Source organism: Paenibacillus alba (assembly GCF_013204855.1).
Lineage (GTDB): Bacteria > Bacillota > Bacilli > Paenibacillales > NBRC-103111 > Paenibacillus_E > Paenibacillus_E alba.
On record NZ_JABMKZ010000004.1, the window covers coordinates 89,789 to 107,030 of the forward strand.

A 17,242-nucleotide genomic window follows, 5' to 3' on the forward strand; every position below is an offset into this window, starting at 1 on the left:
AACAAAGGTGGTACGGTCCATATTCGGATTACTCGCCAAGACAGCTTCACGCTGATTGAAGTAAAAAATAATGGCAAGGGTATGGAGCAAGAAAGGTTATTCAACTGTTGAGTCCTACGATGAAAGGAAAAAAGGAATTGGACTCTCCAATACGAATCGACGATTAACTCAATTATACGGTCAAGGTTTGTCTATTTTCAGTGCACCCAATGAAGGGTGTCCGCCCGAAGAGCAGTTGTGAATTTATACTCAATTTATACCAATTGGTGCGGTACATAAAGTTCTTCTAAACTCGTGATTTCTTCAGGTGTCAATTTAACCGACAATGCCGAAACCGCTTCTTCGAGATGGCTGATCTTGGTCGACCCGATAATCGGTGCTGTGACCTCTTCTTTTTGCAACAACCACGCAAGTGCAATTTGTGCGCGTGGAAGGTCTCGGTTAGCGGCAACTTCCGCAACTCTTTCCACAACTTTGCGATCAGCTTCTTCCGTTCTTGAAAATAACGCCTTTGCTACCTGGTCATTCTCGGATCGTGTGGTTTGCTCATTCCAATCGCGGGTTAACCGGCCTGCAGCCAAAGGCAGGTAAGGAGTGACGCCAACTCCCTCATCTTTGCAAAGGGGGAGCATTTCTCGTTCTTCTTCTCGATAGAGTAAGTTAAGTCTATTTTCCATGGAAACGAATCGCGTCCAGCCATTGCGTTCTGCGACATGCTGAGCTTTGGCAAACTGCCATGCCAACATGGAGGATGCTCCGATGTATCTTACCTTGCCCGCCTTAACTAAATCGTGAAGTGCCTCCATCGTCTCTTCAATCGGCGTACTATTATCCCAACGATGGATTTGGTACAAATCGACGTAGTCCATTCCAAGTCGTCTTAGACTTTTATCAATCTCGGTCATAATGGCTTTACGGGAAAGTCCCATAGCATTCGGACCTTTTCGCATTGGAACAAATACCTTTGTAGCTATGACGACTTCGTCACGCTGAGCGAAGTCCTTCAAGGCACGTCCAAGAATTTCTTCGCTTGTTCCGTCGGAATACATGTTGGCGGTACTGAAAAAGTTGATGCCCAAATCAAGTGCTTTTTTAATGATCGGTCTGCTTTGCTCCTCATTTAATGACCACGGGGTATTGCCGCGTTCAGGTACTCCGAAGCTCATGGTTCCTAGGCTTAACTTTGAAACCTCCAACCCGCTGTGTCCAAGTTTTACATATTCCATTTGATAACACACTCCTTAAGTATATTGGGAAAGCATTAACGCCTTCAGGTTGTCTACACATATCTCGGCGAGCCAGTTCTCGAGACTACATCACCACGGGAGTTCACGTCTCTCGTTCGAGAATGTGCCTGTCGGACAGTCCTCGACGCTACCCGTGAGGGTCCGGACATACGCTTCGACGCTCTTCGCGGCGCCCGGGTTGATATGTCAACCTAGAACACTGTAACACCTTGTAGTTGATACGTCAACCATGGTATTATGTTCCTATGGATAATAACGAACTAAGTACAGAGGAAATGCGAATATGGAATATGTGGAAAGGTTCATTTAAGAGAATCTTCGGTCGTGTTATCAAAGAGATGTCCGAACACACAGGACTATCCGAGGGAGATTTTGGAGTATTAGATCGGTTGGTCCAATTTGGGAACGGTAAGCTTCGACAACAGGAATTAGCCGACTCGATGGACTGGGATAAGAGCCGATTATCACATCATCTAACGCGGATGGAAAAACGTGGACTTATTCTGAGAAAACCATTTGACACAGATCGTGGTGTTCAAGTCATCATTACTTCCGCCGGAAAGTCAACCTTGGATGAGGCCCTTCCCATAGTCTCTAAGGCAATACGCAAATATTTTCTAGATCAATTAACCGATCAAGACATTGAGTCAATTACTAAGCTGGCGGAAAGAACAACAACAAGGGCTTCATCGTCTTGTGAAGACTCGCCACCTTGACCGCTGTTTAATGTTATTCATGAGGCATATAAGTACCGCAATTGACAAGGAATTGGCTCCTTTCCACCGAAACCGGCGTAGGGGCCTTTTTCACATGCAAAATCCCCCTCTAGGTAGTAAATTATTCTGTGACTCCAAAAAACGCAGCTCCCACCTCCGTGTTTTGGCGGTAGTTTTTATTGCAGTATCCCAATTGTTCAGCTCCGCTGAAAACTTATACATTCTGATACTACAAAAAAACGGGCTCTCCCACTAACTCGGAGTGCCCGATCAAACAATCAAAAAAGCAGAATCAAGATAGTGAACGCAGCGCTTCAGGGGTGAAAGGCATCAGCTCGTCAAGCCGGCCATCGCGGACCTTAGCCGCCCATGCCGGATCAACCAGCAGCGCACGGCCGACTGCAACCAGATCGAACTCTTGGTTGTTAAGCTTGTCGGTCAAGGTATCCACGTTCGCCGTACCTGCATTTTCCCCTCTAAACGAAGATAGAAATTCATTATCCAGACCTACGGAGCCCACAGTGATTGTAGGTTTGCCAGTTAATTTTTTAACCCAGCCTGCGAAATTCAGATCGGAACCGGCGAACTCCGGTTCCCAGAAGCGGCGGGTCGAGCAGTGAAATGCATCAACGCCCGCTTCTACAAGCGGCGCAAGGAATTTGGCCAGTTCATCCGGATTGGCTGCCAATTTCGCCTCGTAATCACTTGATTTCCATTGCGATATCCGCAGTACGATAGGGAAATCGGGTCCTACGGCGCGGCGGCAAGCCGCAATAATTTCAGCCGCAAAACGGGTTCTTTTCACAAGGTCTCCGCCATAGCTGTCAGTGCGTTGGTTCGTTTTCTCCCAGAAAAACTGATCGATCAAATAGCCGTGAGCACCATGAAGCTCAATCCCGTCAAATCCGATCCGTTTGGCATCCGCCGCCGCTTGTGCATAAGCAGCAACAACGGAATCGATGCGTTCCTGACTCATCGGCTCATTGACTTTTTCCCCGGTCGCAAGATCCAAGCCTGAAGGTCCGATCGGCAACTCCTCCGGATTCGGACCGGCTCCTACCTTACGGTCTGTGCCGATATGCCACAACTGCGGCATAATCAGCCCGCCAGCTTCATGTACTTCCGCGACGACGTTAGCCCAGCCCTTCAGTGCTTCCTCCCCATGGAAATTCGGAATATTCGGATTATTGGTGGCAGCTGGATCGTTGATCAGAGTGCCCTCCGTAATAATAAGCCCTACACCGTTCTCGGCACGGCGACGGTAATAAGCAGCCACATCAGGACCCGGCACTCCTCCGGGAGAGAAGGCTCTTGTCATTGGCGCCATGACGACCCGGTTCTTTAGCTTCAAGGTACCAAACTTGAAGGACTCGAATAAAGGTCCTAGCTTGGAGACAGGTTGGATGTTATGATTATTCATTTTAGCATTACCTCCACTACGAATAAATTCTCGTTTAATTAAGCTCGTCACTTAAACTGTCATATTTATCATTACAGTTAATGGATATACTATACCATACTATTTGCAAAAGCACTACTTTTACATACCGCCCTCTTTCGGATGGCGAAAAGGTGTTCCGATAAAATAAAAAAAAACCGCAGTTTCTGCGGATATTAACCGGACTATTTTCTTGTCACTCGACGTTATTCCTTAACTAAACCAAGGAGCAGCTGCCGCGCGGCGATCTGCTCCTTGGTTACACGGTGCAATTATATGTCATCTCTGACATCAAAATCGAAGTCGCTGCCGCCTAAGCTAAACCATAATCCTTCGCTAAACCACCAAGACCGTCTCTATATCCACTTCCTACGGCTGAGAACTTCCACTCACCTGAATTCCTATATAACTCACCTACGACAACAGCAGTTTCAATTGAGAAATCTTCACCCAGGTCATAACGAATTAGTTCTTGGCCATCCACTTCATTAACAATACGGACATAAGCATTTGAAACTTGTCCGAAGTTTTGATTGCGCTCTGCAGCTTCGTGAATCGTAATAGCAAAAGCAATTTTATCGATATTTGCAGGAACCGCCGATAAATCAACTTTAATTTGCTCGTCATCACCATCGCCAGCACCTGTACGATTGTCACCATTATGTACAACAGATCCATTTTCATTTTCCTTGTTGTTATAATAGACAAAGTTTTTTTCGTTATCAACTTTACCTACCGCGTTTGTGCAAAATACAGAACAGTCAAGATCGAAAGCGCCGCCGCCATCGTATTTATTCGTGTCCCAACCAAGACCTACAAAGATTTTTGCAAGTCCAGGATTTGTTTTTGTAAGATCTACTTTCTGACCTTTAGATAGATTGATTGCCATTGTATGATTACCTCGCTTTATTTTATTTTTTATTGGTAACGTTCAGCTAAGTAATCAATATGAGCTGCATGAGCGCCTTCGCCAATTGCATTAAATTTCCACTCGCCATTATTACGATATAATTCTCCCGTAATCAGCGCTGTCATAGTAGAGTAATTGTCAGTTAAATTAAACCGAATCAACTCTTGATTATTAGCAGCGTTCACAACTCGGATATAAGCGGATTTAATCATGCCAAAATGCTGTTTTCTTGCATCAGCTTCATAAATGTTCACAACTACAAGAATCTTATGAACATCGGATGGAACTCTGGCAAGATCAATTGAAATTTGTTCATCGTCGCCATGTCCATCGCCTGTCAAATTATCACCAGAATGCATGACAGATTCGCAGTCACTGGCAAGGTTATAAAAACATACAATATTCTCGTCTTTCACTAACTTGCCATGTTCATTAAGAAGAAGTGCAGAAGAATCACAATCAATATCTAGATCTCCGGATTCAATTGTCGCTGGATCCCATCCAAGGCCAACTACAAGTTTAGATAGGCCAGTATTGCCCTTAGTTAAGTCTATTTTTTGACCTTTTACGAGATTAATACTCATTGTCTAGGTCACCTCCTTTCAAGGGAATCAAAAACTTTTGAAACTAGTAGATCTGCTTGGTAAACTAACCTTGCAAATTTCGACAGCAAAATTTTCTCTGCATGATACATACGACGATAATCTCAAATAGTTCCAAAAAAGATATAATGTTCAACAAAAATTTTATTAGGCATTAGTAAAGCACCTTTACTAGACTTTCGTGCAATTTGATCTTTTTGACTTCATCTTCCAGGATTAAATCAACTGAGAATCAGGCTCATTCCCTATTCTTCTATCTCCCCAAGCACGTTGCTTGAAGGAAAAGGACAAGTTAACAGCTTGAAGGTTGCGATCTGGAGAAATCCACCCCAATGTCATAAAATACAAAAGCCGCGTAAATCGCGGCTCTTAATGAGATAATGTTCATGTTACCCAATAAAATCGGGTTTATTTCCTGGATTCGATTTGATCCTCTGTAACTGCTTCTCCTGTTGAAAAGTGCCTCCACACAGCATCTTTCGCATCCAAAATATAATAGTTGTAGTTGGCTTTACGTACAAGGGTATACACCAAAACAGGCTTCACCGGATCTCCCGTAATCGTAACTGGGTTTGTCTGAATTATCCCATCCTCCGTTTTGTTAACCAAGTTCAGCGGAGGAGTATAGTAGGCCGGGATTACATCGTACGCTTTCATAAGCATAGATTTTAGCTTTGGTTCATCGAACTGTGGGATGTCCGCCGGCAGCGTGCCGTGCAAGGAGTTGTTTACTTCGGTAACTTCGCCGGATTGGATATCGATGCTAATGGTGACGTATCCGAAATAAACTCTAGATAAATTTGCAGTATAAGTCAGTGTGTACGCTGATTCACCCATTCGTGACGGCAGCGTTACAGAATGTTCATGGATGGAATACAGCGTTAGCGCGGAAGCTGCTTGCGGTAGCGATTTTCTAAGATAATCGGCTGTTTTTTGCTTAGCCTCCTCCTCGCCTATACGATGTTTGCCCTCTAGTGAACATTCATTAAAAAGCGACGTTAGATCGCCGGTGCTCTGTTGAATTTCCGCAGATGATGAGCAGTAATAAGTTCCCATTGGTTTTCTCCAAATGACTTGCCAAAAGGGGCCGCTTAAATTGTAATTGAATCCATCAGCTACCTGATAAATAAGCGGATATTGGGCATTTGTCGGAATCACGGCTAGTTCGGTCGCTCTTTTCAATGCTTTCTCTTCACTGTCGACTGGTTGTACGACCTCTTTGTAGGTAGCAGGAAGCTTCGTTTTTTGTTCTTGAGCTGGTTGATTCATGCTGCCGCTGCCGTCGACTTTTCCGGTGACTGCATCCACCCGCCAATTATCTGATAATAATACATATTGATAAATGCCTGTTTTCGTTTGGCCTCTGTTTAATTTATCTGGGAAGACGCGAGTGAAGGTCGGAGCCAAATGCTCGGCGAACTTCGCGCGTGCCTCTTCCACTGAAATCACGGGTTCGCTTTCTGGAAGCTGAACGTTTTTATCCCATATAATTTGTTTGTTTATAACCTTCCCGGATGTATCAATGTCAAGATTAATGTAGTTAGCCGGATACCGAATACCGTCAATGGCTCGTAAATAACGAATATAGTAAAAATGCGGTTTTACAAAAGTATTTTCTTGATAGTCAACCAACACGAATTGATCTTTCGCAAAAGGGTACTCGTTTTCAATATACTGCGTCGCATACTCTTGAACCTGATCGAGCCTGACTTCCGATGATTCGACCTTCTCCGCCAATGCAACATTGCTTGCCAGTAGCAGTGTGAATAGGCCGGCCAATACCAGGCTAGTGTTTCGTCTCTTTTTCATAATTACCTCCACATTTGGATTCATTCATCATAAGAGTTAGACGAATCATTTTCCAATTTGTTTCTTTGATTTCACTTTTTTCCAATATTTTTTTTCTCATAGGCTCAAAGATATTTGTATTAAACATCGGAAGGGATCACCTCTGCGGGTGATTCTCCTCCTGATTGCTGATGAAGGTGTTCATATTCTCCGACTTGATGCCTTCGGTATCCAGCAGTTTTTTTATCCGCTGCAGATGCAAATCGCCAAGTCCGTACAACAGATAACCGTCGCTCTTAGCTTTCTTAATATGCTGGAACATGGAGAAATCACGGGCTTTCTCCGCCTTCATGATCTCTGACCCCTCCACGTCATAATCCACCTTGGCCACATGCCAATTATCGGAAAATGCCTTCTTGTCGGCTGCTGATGCATGCGCTTGCTCCTCTTGAATCTTCAACGTGGCATAATCCGTCAATTCCTGCACGAACGTAGTAAACAGGTCGCTGCTGCCTGCAGTCCGCATCGCCGCAGTCAAAGGTTCAGCTGAATGGGTATCGCCTTCAAGGCTAGTTGCGGTACTTTTCCACAAATCTTCCTGAGTGGTGTACGCCCGATAGAGGCCCGAATCTTCATCCGCACTTGCGCCAAATCGGATGGCCATACCCAATAAATTCTTTTCCGCTTCCGACCCCATTACCTGATAATCGTATCCGACTGTAAGACCCTGCAAGCCTCTGATGATTTTCGGATAAAAGCTTTCAGCATAATGCGATTTAGTTCCAGGGCCGGAGCCGACGCCACCAAACTTCGCATCGCCGACTGCATCACGCTGACGCATGGTCGCTTTTAGCTCCGGATTGTCGGCAGCTTCAGCAGGATGTTCTGTATATCCTTCATACATGAACTTATCAGTCCCCACAGCTTTGACAACTTCATGGAGTGTGGTGGCCGTATGCTTTTCCCCGATAACCGTCAACTCATCTGGAAGACGAATCCATGTATTGGTCTTCTCGACGTAACCGATTTTCTCAGTGGTATCTCCAGCATACTGTGACATCTCATCTTTGCTGTTAAAATAGCGCGACTTGCTATCCCCCATCATCGTGTTCACGTTCCGCTCGCCTGTACCTTCGCTGCCGCGGCCCGATTTGGTTTTGTTCCTGTAGCCGCCGAATAGCGTCTTTTTAATGTAAACCTTGCGCTGAATATCAGCTTGGGAGGCTGTAGGCGCTGCTTGAATCGTGCCAGAAGCCGCAACCGGCTCAGCAGGCTTCTCGGCAGGCTTGGCCGCCGTCGAATTCTGTTTAAACAGCTCAGCGACTGAGCGATTGCCGATTGTACGCTGCAGATGCATCATCTGTGCCGGGCTCATCGCCTGTGGGTGCTGCGTCGCACGCTGAAGGGCATCGGCAGACAAGCGCCCTAATGATACGCTTTCAAGCGTATTCAATGAATTTGAGGCGGTGGCAGTAGGAGCATTATGCTGAACGGTCTTGCCCGATTGTGGATGTGTTTGCATCAATTCGCCTCTTCCCGGATTGATATGTCACTTGATCATAAAAAGTAATTCTATCATCTTCTTCAATAGAAATTTGAGTAAATTCAGAACATGCATATAGATTTTTAAGAGTGCTGAGAACTTCCGATAAATGATCTTAACACCTGAAAAGAGAAGTCTTTCATCTTTTGGTATTATACTTTGAATTTGATCAGACATCGTTTACATCCCTTAAGCAACAGTCATTTCACTTATTTATCTGTTATCCTAATAAACAAGCCTGATAATATACCTTTTCTAAAGACTTCACGTCTGTTGATAATTTACGGCAGAAATCAGACAAGCCCCACACAAAAATGAGTAGTATATCCCCTCACTATCTGCTGCTTGTTCCATGTCCACTTGTCCAATAAACATCATTGTCTCTAAGCAGCAAGGGCATGAAGGATATGCCGCTTCCTGAATCCAAGCAGGATGGCCGCCGATCTGAGAGCTGGTTGCCTCAAGCGTCCAATAGGATCCTTCGTATGTTCCCCTCAGTCGTTCGGATAGTCGTATGGCATACGATGTCAATTCTTCAGCTGGATCCGTTTCTGACAAGAAATCAGGAACGATATTATATTCACTCCACGAATAACTACCATCCAATTCCACTTTCATATACATAGTGCCATAGCAGTTACAGCGCATGCAGTCTGCAATCCTTAACTGCTGGCCGGGAAGCTTCATAAAATAAACTAATGGATCCTGCAAATTGCAATCATACAGCACCACCAGTTTACCGCCACACCAGTGACACACCTGGTCATCCGTCTGCAGGGCTACTACCGCGGATTGGATCGTCTCCGTTCTCCCGAGAACTTCTCCACTTACTTTAAAATGATAGCTCTCGGGGTGGAAAAGCAGCCGCTTCAGACCGTCTTGATCCAATTCCCAACCAGCTTCGTGAGCATAGTTCTCCGGGGGCACACCCAATTTAGATGCCCATTGAGGCGGATTTTGCCTCCATTTCGCGAAAAGCTGAATAACTACTTCATCACCAACCCAGGCCAATGCCAGCAAAAGATGATTACGGTTAGCCGAATCGCGCCCGACCCGATGAATCAGCTCATCACGGATAGCAGGGCCCGCTTTTTTGTAGAGGATGCCAGGATCATACTTTCCTTTATGAATGAAGGCATGTAATCCTTGTTCGATCCAAGAATCTGTAAAACACACCAGTGACAAAAGGATAGTTTCGGCCTGGTCAAAGTCTCCTCTATCCATCAATGTAATCGCGTAGGACTCCAGTCGCTTCCGTTCAGCTTCAGTCAGTTGATGATAAAGCTCTTGTGCGCTTCTATGATAAGGCAGGTCATTCTCAAGCAGGTTATATTTCCGCGGTGTATGCATAATTTTAAGAATCTCAACAGGATCTATTATACCTGCGTATCGATCAACATCTTTCCGATTTTGTAAAATATATGTTTCCTTCTCCAACGCAAGCTTCTTCTGATGGCAAGGCATGCAGATCCCGCCCGTCTTTAATGCAGTTGTAGGAAGAATGGTTGCTGAACAGCCAGGAGTTTGGCAGGGCAGGCGCTCGCTCATCGTATCCTCTCCCATTTTGAATAGTTTTGTTAAATCTGGGGGCTGGGGCTCTTCTGATCGCCCGAACAAACAATCTCGAGTTTTTTTAAAAAAAACTCATACACACTTTCCCCCTGCTCTGTGAATAGCACCATTAATTACCTCTATATGCACTGAATTCATTTGGATTTCCATTGTTTTAATGATCCCTCCTTTACTAAAAGCTTTGTCCATGACTTATTTAATATTACCATAATTTGGAGTGCTTAGGCACCGCGTCATCCCCGTTGGTTATTGAGCTATAGTCAATAATTTATTCCGATTCCAAAGTATCTGGCTTACATGATTAAGACCATTATAAAAAACTAACCCGGTCAATTGACCGGGTCATACGTTTATGGCAGGAGCTCGCTTATCTCGTTCAAGTTTTCAGCGAAACCAACGAACACCTTGTCTTGAATGACAATGGTCGGTACGATCTGCTTTCCGGTCAGCTCCAGCACCTCTTTCGCATATTTCATATCTTCTTCGCAGTTGTATTCGATAAAAGGTATCTGTTGCTCATTGAAGTAGCGCTTGGCAAAATGGCAGTCACTGCAGGTCGGAATCGTGTAAATCTGGATTGGTACTGTCTGATTGATATCTGACATGGATGTTCTCCTCCTTTAAGCGATGATTTGTTTCAATTGCTCCATCGAGATTCGATCCACGAATTTGCTGAATTTCTCTTTCTCTTTTGAGTGTTCTTTGTAGAAATCGATTAGCATGGATACGACAGGTACAAGCCGTTCTTCCGTTATGCCGGAGATCAGCAGCCGACCTATCGCAGCCTTGATTCCTTTGGGCTCTCCTCCAACGTAAATATCGAACGTGTCTCGCATTTTAACGACGCCGATATCTTTCAGCAATGGTTCACTCGTGCCCAGCGCGCAGCCTGCGTAACCAACCTTCAATGGCATGGGTGTCTTGATGCCGGCAATCGCTCGATTCAAGATACGCGCCGTCTCCAGACCGGCTTCTTCCGCGCCTTTGCAGAAGTTGCAGGCTATCAGACTCTTGGTCGCAAACCCGGTCGGATATACTTCCAGATCGGCTTGCTCCAGTTCTTCCTGGACGGATGCGCTCTCATCAAGAGACACTTCGAGGTAAAGCTGCTTGAAGGAGGTCATTTCAATTTTGGCGTCTGAACCTGCCACAGTACCAATCTTGGCAAGCTGCTCCGGCGTGAACAGGCTTCCCCCGACTTGAATGGCTGGCGATACCGCCAGTTTTGTCTTTTCTCCCATGATCATTCTCCCTTTGTGCTTTCGTTATTTTACATTGACGACGAACGGTACAGTGAACACTTTGCCGCCCTGTTGAAATTGTCCCCAGATTTTGTACGTTCCGCTTTGCGAAAAAGAAGTCGCGAATTTTGCATCCGGTCCGGTCGCCTTCTCATCGATTGGATGGACATGAAGATACTGATTCGCATCTTCAGAAAGAATCACGACATGACCGACCGCACCCAAATAAGGCTGTAGGCTATCGATCCCCTTCTTCGTCTTCGCATCGCGAATGTTGAAGGTCAAGGTCACGTCTTCTTTCGGTTTGGCGGTGCTCATGATCAGTTCGATTTCCTTGCCGTCAACTTCTTTCACTAACTTCGTGTCAACAGCAATCGCGACATGCTTGCCTTCCTTACCTTCTACCTTTACCCACTCGCTGAGCGTTGTATTGGCGCCGCCAGTCGGGATAAAGTCTGCAAATAACTTGTAGTCACCGCCAGCCGGGAACGAAGTGTTCACCGTAAAGGTGCCGTCCCCTTTAAACTCAGGATGAATGTGGTTAAAGAACGACAAATCGTGATTGACGATGATGAGATGAAGCAATTTCTCATGATTGAGCTCATACTTATCGACCGGTTTCCCGTTCTTATCCGTAACTCGGATGGTAAATTCCGTATTTTCATTTGCCTTGGCAGCGCCTGCGGGGAAGGCGAACGATACGTTAAGGTCTTTCGTGGCAGGTGCGGCTTCCGCGCCATGACCGCTGTGGCCGTCTCCGTGCTCCATGTTTTCCACCTCCGTTTTCTCATTTCCTGTAAGCTTCTCGGCGTTTTCTTGACCGCTGCTGGCTGGATGACTGGCATGATTATTTCCGCTTGCGGGCTTCTTGTCCTCCGCTTTGCCGCATGCGGCCATTATGCTAAAAGCAAGCACCGCTGCAGCGACGAGGAAAATTTTCTTATTCATGGTTCGTACAACTCCGTTTCATTATAAGTTGGAGAATGCCGAGCGTGTTGTATCCGAGCGCCCAGAACAAATTCTGCCGGATTTTGCTCATCGTTTTGCGGCTATGGTTTTTTTCAACGATTTCCTTGATCTTATACCCACCCACCGTATATTAGATCAACATTTATAGGATACCCACGTACCCTATAAATATGATAATTTAAAAACAGCATCACTGCTGCATGAAAGCGGTCCGACCTTTATCTCATCAGTTTATTAATCGTTGTATAACATACCCCTCACCCCTTTATAAATAAAATGTAAGTTGCTTAATTCAATGAGTTCCAGTCAACTACGATGATTTGGCCCTAGAGCCCAATTCATGCATTACATGGCTGCCGTGTTGCTTGCTTCCCCCTGCTGAGGTGAACGGATAAACAGAAACGCTAGAACTGCACCTACCAAAGCGACGATACCGGACCACAAAAACGCTTGTTGAAAGCCCTCGTTCAGCGCGGCGACCGGGTCAACTCCGGTTTGGGAAGCAGTTGTTGAACCCGCAATCGCAACCATGATAGCCAAACTGATAGCTGACCCAATCTGATAGCTCGTATTGGCGAGACCCGATGCAAGCCCTGCTTCTTCGGGTTTAGCCCCCGACATGGCGGACATTGTAGCCGGAATATAGGCAAGCGACATGCCAAGCGCGCCAAGCAAGGAAGCTGGAAGCACGTTGGCGATGAAGTTTCCATCAACCGGCGTATTGCCAGCGAACAGAAGCATCGAACCTCCGAGTGCAATCAATCCAATGACCAGGTTTGCTTTTATCCCGAATTTTCCGATTAATTTGCCGGTAATCAAAATCATGAAGATTGCAATTAGGATCGTCATCGGCAGTAAGCCGACTCCGCCGGCGAAAGCAGAAAACTTTAGCACCTGCTGCATATAGAGATTGAGGAAATACCACAGCGGAATCCAACCACCGGCGAGCATAATGAGCGCGATATTGCCTGCAGCCAGATTGGGCGCTTTAAAAATCTTCAGTGGAACAAGCGGCTCTTTCTTAGTTGCCTGAACAATCAGGAACAGGATAAATAATACGACTCCTAAAATAAGCGTCCACAACGTGGACGGCGCTCCCCATCCATTGTGTTCTGCAGTAACAATGCCATATACCACCAACACCAAGGCCGCTGTGACGAAGATGGAGCCAATCACATCAATACTGCCTTTTCTTCGCATTCCCTTGGCCAAAAGTCCAGGAGACAAGAGCAACGCAATAATACCAACGGGTATGTTAATGAGAAAAGTCCACTGCCAGCTTAGCCACTCGGTAATGACCCCACCGAGAAACACGCCGGCCGAACCGCCGGCAGCAGCTGATGCGCCCCAGAAGCCTAATGCTTTCCCTAATTCTTTGGGGTTGCCACCGAAGAGCATCATGACAATCGTTAATGCGGATGGGGCTATTAATGCGGACCCGAATCCTTGCACTGCGCGGCCAACATTAAGTGCTTCCTCGTTCCAAGCGAGTCCTGCCAGCAAGGAAGCTAACGTTAGAATGGAGAATCCCCACATGAATATGCGCCGCTGACCAAAAAGATCGGACAAACGACCACCGAGTAACAATAACCCGCCAAAGAAAATAACGTACGCGTTGAACACCCACTGCAAACTTGCCTGCGTATAGCCGAGTGCTTCTTTGATGGCTGGCAGTGCAACGCCGATAATCGATGTGTCCATAATCACCATAAAATTGGCAAGACATAGTAAGGCTAGTGCCAACCAGCGCTTGGGATCTGCTTGCGGTAAAGTCTGTGCTTGATTTTTCATAATTTTCTTCCTCCTCCTTATGTAACCGATTATGAATATTTGCTTTCGTCGACGTAATTATAGTATACCCCCCTACCCTATATTGTCAAGGGAGATTTTCCCATAACGCAAAAAAACCGCGATCTACGCGGTCTTTAGTGAGATAATGTTCTTGTCACCCGACAATCATATGTTTATGCGAATCGATACGTCCAGAATCGTTCCGTTCCGAAACGCGCCTGGATTTCCAGATCCGACAATTTCTTGTTGCCTAACAATTCGGCGGCTTGGAACTGGGATTTATGGGCTTGAATAGACGCCATCTTCTGTTTCAAGAAACCTTTAACGTCATTAATGATATCAGGCTTGCCGATCTCTTGTTCATGATTGTTGGCGAATGCCATGCAATGCACGGTCGGCCTTCGGTCGGCAGGCATTCTGCCGATCGTTCGGATTACCGCCGCCCCGCATGCGTCGTGATCGGGATGAACGCTTAGCGTTGGGTGGAAAGTAATGACCAACGAAGGATTCAGCTCTTTTATGAGCGCTTCGATGCTTCCATCCAACTGCGCTTTATCCTCGAATTCGATCATTTTATCATGAAATCCGAGCATTCTGAGATCCTGGATGCCGATGGCACTGCAAGAAGCTTCCAGTTCCTGCTTGCGTATGACGGGTAAAGTGACCCGGTTGGCGAAAGGCGGTATGCCCATGTTGCGGCCCATTTCTCCTAAAGTCAAACAAGCGTAAGTAACTTCGGATCCTTGGCCGAGATGCATGGCAAGCGTCCCTGACACGCCGAACGCTTCGTCGTCCGGATGCGGAAGCACTACTAGGATGTGTCGTTCCATATTTGTTCAATTCCCCCTTTGCATTAGAACGGTTCCTGGCTCAATTGCAACGACACGACGAGTTTTCCCGCCGTATCGTGACCCGCAAGGATGAGCCTTTCGGATTCCGACTCATAGTGGGTAAGCCCCTCGGAATAAACCCAGCCTTGCTCCGTTTTCAAGCCGACGCGATAAGGTCCATTCCCAGAAATAGAGCCGTGGGAATACCGAATGACAGCGTTCGAAATAAACGTTGCGGCCGGATGTTTCGTACGATCCAGATGCGCGGCGTAAGCACCCGTCGTCATCTCGAGATGGATATATAAATCCCGATCGTTAAGGATATCGATACATTGTTGGACTTTCGTTTTGTCGATGGGCTGCATGTACTTCCCTCCAATCGCTTTCATTCTATCGGACTTCCAATAGGCTTGTCCCATATGACATCATTTTAACATATCTGGACATGCCTTGACCGCAACATCGCGTATTTCCAATTGAATGCCCTTCTCCAAATATACTTCCGCAGCCGCTTGCATAATTTGGTCCATCCGCATCTCCCGGATCGCATCATTCTGTTCTTTGGTACGTGGTGACATGGCTTCTCCTTTTTTTAGACCTGCTGTAATGTCAATGTAAAATTAATATACATCATTTAGAAGTACGGATCAAATCCTTCGTTACCGCACTTTATATAGAAATTGCAGCCCATTCTTCCATTAACCCCAGGGCACCTATCTATTAAGGTTGATACCTCCTACTGTACTAGCAATCTTCCAAGATGGTACATTTTTTAAATTATTTAATAAAAAGAAATGAAAAAGGCTAAAGGATTTATCTTTCATCCTCTAGCCTTTTTGTTTGTGTAAAGCGGTGGAGAACAGCACGAGTAAGCTATTCAGGAAATCACCACGTTATCGTATAGCTCGTTCCTGCTGTTGGTGTCGCCCACGTATTGTTGGCACCGGGCTCCCAACTTTTGAATGTGCCTGCGCTATCCTTGATGATGGCTTTGAATTCATAATTGCGGGAAGCTCCAATGTTGGCCGTGCCTCGCCAGTCAGCCGTGGAGCTGTTGTATGTCAGCTTGAGGGGATAAAGACCTGTCGTCCAGTTACCCATTTCCCAGCGGCTTCCCGCTACATATACGCTGTCCCCCGAAACGGTTGGCGCGTTCTTCACGATGAACGTAACCGGAATCGGAGTCATTGCAATCGCATCCCGGTATGCATCCATCAATGCGGTCTTCGTGCCGTCCCCATTGACGAGGCTGGACATCCGAAGCAGTGTGAAGCCTCCGAAATTGTAGTTGAACAGCATTTCGGCCGTATTTTGATAACCGCTTCCGTCGCTGATCGGCAGTGCGTTCTCGCCATTGATGCGAATGCCCTTCTGGTTCGCCAGATTCGCTACTTGAATGACTAACGATTTAGGAGCGGAGTAATAAGGACTTGTATAAGCTTGGCTGTCCGTCATTTCCAAGCAGGTGAAAGTCAGATCCAGATTGGATCTCTTGAACTCGTCCAGCAGCGTGCTGTAATTGTAGTAGCCTGCGCCGAATTCAGCAGCATGCGGCATAGTTGGGCTGTTCATCTGCCAATGAATCCCGGCTACCTTCGCACCGATCGGAACGCCGAAGACGGAATCGAAACGGCTGTGCGCTTTAGCAGCAATCGTATTCAGATGCTTCTCCAATACGCTCTGATACCATGTCATGAAGTCCTTGCCATACGTGGAATTTACGCCATTGATGAAAAAGTTATCACCATCGCTCGGCGGGTTGACTTGAGTAAAGGCAGTCAGGCTCGTCCCCCAAGCGCTGTTCAGGGCAGATATGCTTCCGTATTTGACGTTCATTGCGCTCTGGAAGCTTTGCTTCGCTACATCGGTATACGCCTGAAGCTTGCCGCGCCCTGGGTAGCCCCAGCCATCAGCCGTATTATAGGATGGGAAGCGAAGCTCACCCGCCGGGCCTCCGGAAAGATATATTTTGGTAATTATATCCTTGTAGCCACTAAAGTTTGTAGCAAATGATGCATACAGCTCATCGTATTGCGTCGATGTGCCTGTCCACCAAGGAGACAAGGTTTCGTTATTGTAGTAGCCAGTTTCACTGCGCATTGTCATCTGATCCTGAGTGCCTTTGCTCCAGAGCCAGGTTGGAAGCTTGATATTGCAGTCGTCACCGACATTGCCTCCGCATTGATGCGTGGAGATAATTGGAATCCACTTCAGCCCAGCAGCACGCACCGTATCGGCATACGTTTTGTAATAAGTCCAGTTAAATACATTGTCTCCAGCCTGCTCAACGTCCCCCCACCATACGTCTGTGGTAAGCGCATAAATATTGTTATTCTTCAGCGTGATCAACTGGTTGCGGAATGCATTCCAATCCGTTATTTTGGTCAGTGGAGCCATCGCATAAGCCTTGTAATCACTGCGAATGCTGGATGCTTCGGCCTCAGGTGCGGGAAAACCGATGGAAACTGCAAGAATAACAGCAAGCGAAGCGGCTGCATACATACGAATTCGTTTAACTAATGATCTCATGGTTTGAAACAAGATATTGCCTCCTCTGCATATCAATTTTGTAAGCGCTATCTATCTGATTATAAA

At 46.3% G+C, this 17,242-nt stretch carries 16 protein-coding genes and 1 pseudogene; 2 read left to right on the plus strand and 15 right to left on the minus strand.

Annotated features, from left to right (window positions below; genetic code table 11):
• The first annotated feature begins 21 nt into the window (after positions 1 to 21).
• A complete protein-coding gene (locus HQN90_RS39550; RefSeq protein ID WP_338042297.1) occupies positions 22 to 111 on the plus strand; it encodes a hypothetical protein in 90 nt (29 codons plus the stop codon).
• 143 nt (positions 112 to 254) lie between these two features.
• Here HQN90_RS39550 and HQN90_RS07390 read toward each other — a convergent pair whose 3' ends face one another.
• On the minus strand, positions 255 to 1,226 hold the full coding sequence (locus HQN90_RS07390) for an aldo/keto reductase (protein ID WP_173217150.1): 972 nt from the start codon (positions 1,224 to 1,226) through the stop codon (positions 255 to 257).
• Between the two features lie 266 nt (positions 1,227 to 1,492).
• Between HQN90_RS07390 and HQN90_RS07395 the strand changes: the two genes are divergently transcribed.
• Positions 1,493 to 1,963, plus strand: coding sequence for a MarR family winged helix-turn-helix transcriptional regulator (locus HQN90_RS07395; RefSeq protein WP_173217151.1), 471 nt, complete (start codon positions 1,493 to 1,495; stop codon positions 1,961 to 1,963).
• A gap of 292 nt (positions 1,964 to 2,255) precedes the next feature.
• On the opposite strand, the gene HQN90_RS07400 is transcribed toward HQN90_RS07395, so the two are convergent.
• The 14 genes and pseudogenes from HQN90_RS07400 to HQN90_RS07465 all read right to left on the minus strand — a co-directional run bounded on the left by HQN90_RS07400 (position 2,256) and on the right by HQN90_RS07465 (position 17,176).
• Positions 2,256 to 3,383 (minus strand): NADH:flavin oxidoreductase, encoded by a 1,128-nt coding sequence (locus HQN90_RS07400; protein WP_173217152.1) that lies wholly within the window; start codon positions 3,381 to 3,383, stop codon positions 2,256 to 2,258.
• Positions 3,384 to 3,714: 331 nt separating this feature from the next.
• Positions 3,715 to 4,290: a TerD family protein gene (locus HQN90_RS07405; RefSeq protein ID WP_173217153.1), complete on the minus strand. Its 576-nt coding sequence runs from the start codon at positions 4,288 to 4,290 to the stop codon at positions 3,715 to 3,717.
• 29 nt (positions 4,291 to 4,319) lie between these two features.
• Positions 4,320 to 4,895 (minus strand): TerD family protein, encoded by a 576-nt coding sequence (locus HQN90_RS07410; RefSeq protein ID WP_173217154.1) that lies wholly within the window; start codon positions 4,893 to 4,895, stop codon positions 4,320 to 4,322.
• Between the two features lie 426 nt (positions 4,896 to 5,321).
• Positions 5,322 to 6,722 carry a YcdB/YcdC domain-containing protein gene (locus tag HQN90_RS07415; protein WP_173217155.1) on the minus strand — a complete coding sequence of 467 codons (1,401 nt, stop codon included), beginning with the start codon at positions 6,720 to 6,722 and terminating at the stop codon, positions 5,322 to 5,324.
• A gap of 136 nt (positions 6,723 to 6,858) precedes the next feature.
• Complete coding sequence (locus HQN90_RS07420) at positions 6,859 to 8,223, minus strand: hypothetical protein (RefSeq protein WP_173217156.1); 1,365 nt, start codon at positions 8,221 to 8,223, stop codon at positions 6,859 to 6,861.
• Positions 8,224 to 8,508: 285 nt separating this feature from the next.
• Positions 8,509 to 9,792, minus strand: coding sequence for a DUF1963 domain-containing protein (locus HQN90_RS07425; RefSeq protein ID WP_173217157.1), 1,284 nt, complete (start codon positions 9,790 to 9,792; stop codon positions 8,509 to 8,511).
• Between the two features lie 374 nt (positions 9,793 to 10,166).
• Complete coding sequence (locus HQN90_RS07430) at positions 10,167 to 10,421, minus strand: glutaredoxin family protein (RefSeq protein WP_173217158.1); 255 nt, start codon at positions 10,419 to 10,421, stop codon at positions 10,167 to 10,169.
• Between the two features lie 15 nt (positions 10,422 to 10,436).
• On the minus strand, positions 10,437 to 11,057 hold the full coding sequence (locus HQN90_RS07435; protein WP_173217159.1) for an NAD(P)/FAD-dependent oxidoreductase: 621 nt from the start codon (positions 11,055 to 11,057) through the stop codon (positions 10,437 to 10,439).
• 24 nt (positions 11,058 to 11,081) lie between these two features.
• Positions 11,082 to 12,005, minus strand: a complete 924-nt coding sequence (locus tag HQN90_RS07440) for a hypothetical protein (protein ID WP_173217160.1) — start codon at positions 12,003 to 12,005, stop codon at positions 11,082 to 11,084.
• A 366-nt stretch (positions 12,006 to 12,371) separates the two neighbouring features.
• Positions 12,372 to 13,817 (minus strand): MFS transporter, encoded by a 1,446-nt coding sequence (locus tag HQN90_RS07445; RefSeq protein WP_173217161.1) that lies wholly within the window; start codon positions 13,815 to 13,817, stop codon positions 12,372 to 12,374.
• Positions 13,818 to 13,990: 173 nt separating this feature from the next.
• Positions 13,991 to 14,647 (minus strand): bacillithiol biosynthesis deacetylase BshB2, encoded by a 657-nt coding sequence (bshB2, locus tag HQN90_RS07450; RefSeq protein WP_173217162.1) that lies wholly within the window; start codon positions 14,645 to 14,647, stop codon positions 13,991 to 13,993.
• A 23-nt stretch (positions 14,648 to 14,670) separates the two neighbouring features.
• Positions 14,671 to 15,012, minus strand: a complete 342-nt coding sequence (locus HQN90_RS07455; RefSeq protein WP_173217163.1) for a YojF family protein — start codon at positions 15,010 to 15,012, stop codon at positions 14,671 to 14,673.
• An 81-nt stretch (positions 15,013 to 15,093) separates the two neighbouring features.
• Positions 15,094 to 15,225 (minus strand): annotated as a pseudogene (locus HQN90_RS07460) (TetR/AcrR family transcriptional regulator); the annotation flags it as partial.
• Between the two features lie 307 nt (positions 15,226 to 15,532).
• Positions 15,533 to 17,176, minus strand: coding sequence for a family 14 glycosylhydrolase (locus HQN90_RS07465; protein WP_173217425.1), 1,644 nt, complete (start codon positions 17,174 to 17,176; stop codon positions 15,533 to 15,535).
• Between the last annotated feature and the right edge of the window lie 66 nt (positions 17,177 to 17,242).